The following is a 4450-nucleotide window of genomic DNA, read 5'->3' on the forward strand; positions in this document are numbered from 1 at the left end:
GAGAGGCTTTTCTTGAAATCCAAACTCCAATACCTATTGTTAATAGAATATAAAAAACTATTATTGATACATCAATACTATTCATTAATTTGCTATTTTATTTGTTAAACCCCAACTTTTATTGGGCTCAGACCCCATAACAAAATGCAAAATACCACCTTGTAATAACTGTTTATGTGAGATTGATGATTGATTAAATACGACACCATTTAGCGTTGCCGATTGAATATAGAAATTCTTATCTGAAACATTTTCGGCTTCAATACTAAAAGTTTTTCCATCCTGAAGATGAATAGTAGATTTATCGAAAATAGGACTTCCAATTTCATAATCGCCAGAAGCTGGATTCATTGGATACAAGCCCATCGAACTAAATACATACCAAGCCGACATTTGACCACAATCTTCATTTCCGCTCAAACCATTTGGAGTAGTATTGTATTGGGTATCTAAAATATGACGTACCCAATATTGTGTTCGCCATGGTTGATGCGCATGGTTGAACATATAAGCAATGTGATGACTCGGCTCGTTTCCGTGAGCATATTGTCCAATTAATCCCGAAATATCTGCCGAAACATTATTTCCTGTGATTTCTGAACTCTCAGTAAATAATTGCTCTAAACGTTTGGCAAAAATAGCATCTCCACTATGCAATGCAATAAAACCATCTACATCTTGAGGCACAAACCAACTGTGTTGCCAAGCATTTCCTTCGGTATAATCGGTATGTTCTCTGTGATTGGAATGTTTGGGATCAAAAGGTTCGTCCCAAGATTTTCCATCTTTAGATTTACCTCTCATAAATCCTGTTTTAGGATCAAATAAATAGCGATAAGCTTGAGAACGTTTTAGAAAAAAAGCATAATCATCTTCTTTTCCTAAAGCTTTTGCCATTTGTGCCACACACCAATCGTCATAAGCATATTCTAAAGTAATAGTTACTGATTCGTCTAATAATTCATAAGGAATGTAACCGTATTTTTTATACAAATTCAATCCACGATCGTCTTGCATCATCGTGGTTTTCATAGCTTGATATGCTTTTTCAACATCAAAACCTTTGATTCCGTTTTTATAGGCATTAACAATTACAGGAATAGAATGATAGCCCGTCATCGTATTGGTTTCATTGGCAAATAATGTCCAAACTGGTAATATTTTTTTAGTCTCATAATAAGCCAACATCGAATTGACAATATCCGAAACTTTGTCTGGAGCAAGTAAAGTCAATAAAGGATTTTCGGCTCTAAAAGTATCCCAAAGTGATAAAGTGGAATAAGCTGTATAATTTTTAGCCGTTATGATTTGATCATCTTCTCTCCTAAATTCACCGTTTTTATCACTATACGTTACTGGAGCTAATTGTGCATGATATATAGCTGTGTAAAACATTGTCTTGAGAGAGTCAATAGGCGTTTCCACTTCTATTTTTGATAAAGCATTGTTCCAAATGGTTTTGGTTTCAGATTTTACATTTTCAAAATCTCCTTCTTCCAGATTATCTTTAGCATTAGCCACACTAACCGATGATAAGGCTACTTTTACATACAACTCATTGTTTTTATTATCTTTAAAGAATAATTGTGTTGTTACTTTTTCGCCAGAAGTTGTGGTTCCTTTACTTATTTTTCCATCAACAATTAATTCCTGTCCTGAAATTGGTTTCGAAAATTTAGCTACAAAAAAAACTTTTTGATTTTTTGCCCAACCTGTACTATAACGATAGCCGCTTATAGTCGTTTCATTTTCAATCGTGATTCCTGACTGTGTTGCTTTATCCCAATTGATAGCAAAACCTAAATCTACAACTACAGATTGCATATCATTTTTTGCAAATGTATATTTATGAAAAGCAGTACGTTTTGAGGAAGTTAATTCGACATTAATTTTTGGAGTTTCAAGAAAAACTTGATAATAACCTGGCATTGAAGTCTCATTAGAATGACTGTAAGTTGACTTATAAGAAAGTAAATCTCGAGAAGCGGGTTGCAAACTTATATTTACCTTTTTATTTATTGGCATAAACAAAATATCGGCCAAATCGCCAATTCCAGTACCGCTCAAATGCAAATGACTAAAACCTGCAACTATTGAATCTGAATAATGATAACCTGAACACCAATCCCACTTTGAAACACCATTATCAGGGCTTACTTGAAGCATTCCAAAAGGAATTGTTACTCCTGGATAAGTATGACCATGACCACCTGTGCCAATAAAAGGATTAACTTTTGTGATTAAATTTTCATTATTACTGATTATTTTGTCACTATTTGATTTACAACTTGAAATTAAAATTGCAGTTAAAACAAGTAAAGCAATATTCTTCATATACGATATTCTTAAATTTAAGATTAAATTTATATAAATTTGACCTGAGTTAAAACAATTTTAGACAGACAACAAAAAAACAGCCCTAAACACCACAAAAAAGACATTAAAAACTCAAAAATTTAAAAATGATTTTCAATTCAAACAAATTTCAAAAAATACCATTACACTACCATATCGTATTTTGGTTAATTTACTTTGTATTTAATACTTTTAGATGGGGAAGCTACTTTAATGATTATCTATACTCATTCAAATCTAACTTGTTAGGATTCCCAATTCACATGACATTGTGTTATTTGAATATCTTAGTGCTCATGCCTAATTTGGTTTATAAAAGAAAGTACACTCTTTATATTTTTATTTTATTAATTGCCTTATTTAGTATGGTACTTATAAAATTTAACCTCACTTATTTTCTCATCGGCCATGATGTTTGGCCAGAAGGTCCTGAACATATAGAAAAATTATCATTAAACTATACTATAGATATGATGATAGGCGAACTTTATGTCATCACGTTTGTGACAGCCATTAAAATCACTTTAGATTTCATAAAAGAGCATAAAAGAGTAACTGATCTTGAAAAATCAAATTTAGAAACAGAGTTACTTTTTTTAAAATCACAAATATCTCCTCACTTTTTCTTTAACACATTAAATAACATTTACTCTTTATCCGTTGAAAAATCTAATAAAACGCCTAAAATAATTTTAAAACTATCTGAGCTAATGCGCTATATGCTTTATGAAACTCAGAGTAAAAAACAAACCTTAGGAAATGAAATCCTTTGCATTCAAAACTACTTAGATTTAGAACGAATTCGACATGATGAAAGACTGGAAGTAAATATGTATATTTCTGGAGATATTCAAGACAAAGAAATTTCGCCTATGCTATTACTGACATTTATAGAAAATTCTTTTAAACATGGTGCTAATAAAAATGTTGGAAATGTTAAAATTGATATCAACTTCAAAATTAAAGAAGATTTTCTCTATTTTTCGGTTTCAAACCCAATGCCAACAGTAACCAAACATGTTGATAATTTTAATAAATCAAGTGGTATAGGAATTGAAAATGTAAAAAAAAGACTTGAATTGGGATACAACAAAAACGATTACAAACTAACTATTAAAAATAAAAAGAATATTTTTGTTGTAAAACTTAAAATTAAAGTTTCCTAAAATAAACTTTTTTTTAAACACAACATTTTCAACTATTTTGATTCCTAAAAATTATAAAAAAAAATGAAAATTAAATGCCTGATTATAGATGACGAACCTTTAGCAATTAATGTTATTAAGAATCATTTGGAGCATATTGAAAATTTTGAATTGATTAATACCTTTAGTAACCCCATAGAAGGCTTGAATTTTTTAAAAAATAATAGTATTGATGTGATTTTTCTAGACATTAATATGCCCGTTTTAGATGGAATAAATTTCATAAAAAGCTTAGAAAACCCACCATTACTAATTATCACGAGTGCCTACGACCAATTTGCCATAGAAACTTATGAATTAGACGTTTTGGATTATTTAGTAAAACCTATTGAATTTCCTAGGCTGATGAAAGCCGTAAATAAGATTAACAAAAGGCTTGAGGGTACAAATAAAATTCCTCAAGAAAACAGTAAAGAAAATCCTTTTATTTTTGTAAAAATCGATAAAAAGAAAATGAAGAAGATTTTTTTGAATGAAATTTTAGTTATTGAAAGCCTAAAAGATTATTTAAAAATAAACACACTAACAGGTAAATACATCATCCATAGTACCCTTGCCGATTTTACTAACTTATTACCCGAAAGAGATTTTATAAGAATACATAGATCTTACACCATAGCTATTGATAAAATAGATGCTGTAGAAGGAAATAGTATAGAAATAGAAGGACTTAGATACGTAATTGGCAGATCGTACATAGATGATGTTAAACAAAGAATTCTAAATTCGGCTATCTAAAATTTCTTGAAAAATCACTCCGAAAACGTAACATTGAAGTTTTAAAAATAGATAATATCTTATCTACTATTTTTCTTTAAAGTAAAACGTTACAAATAATACGTTACAAAGTCTTGATGTAGTAAAAAAAAAAAAAAAATGCAACCAAACAT

3 protein-coding genes are annotated in these 4450 nt (G+C 29.9%); 2 read left to right on the plus strand and 1 reads right to left on the minus strand.

Annotated features, from left to right (window positions below):
* Nucleotides 1-84: 84 nt before the first annotated feature.
* Entirely contained in the window at nt 85-2334 is a 2250-nt protein-coding gene (locus PHC28_RS16095) for a GH92 family glycosyl hydrolase (RefSeq protein WP_300103061.1), read from the minus strand.
* 386 nt (nt 2335-2720) lie between these two features.
* On the opposite strand from PHC28_RS16095, the gene PHC28_RS16100 reads away from it, so the two are divergent.
* Together PHC28_RS16100 and PHC28_RS16105 are read left to right on the plus strand one after the other, a co-directional pair.
* Nucleotides 2721-3521: a sensor histidine kinase gene (locus tag PHC28_RS16100; protein WP_367278054.1), complete on the plus strand. Its 801-nt coding sequence runs from the start codon at nt 2721-2723 to the stop codon at nt 3519-3521.
* A 63-nt stretch (nt 3522-3584) separates the two neighbouring features.
* On the plus strand, nt 3585-4298 hold the full coding sequence (locus tag PHC28_RS16105; protein WP_300103067.1) for a LytTR family DNA-binding domain-containing protein: 714 nt from the start codon (nt 3585-3587) through the stop codon (nt 4296-4298).
* The last annotated feature ends 152 nt before the right edge of the window (nt 4299-4450 follow it).

Origin of the sequence: Flavobacterium sp. (assembly GCF_028712645.1) — a bacterium.
Lineage (GTDB): Bacteria > Bacteroidota > Bacteroidia > Flavobacteriales > Flavobacteriaceae > Flavobacterium.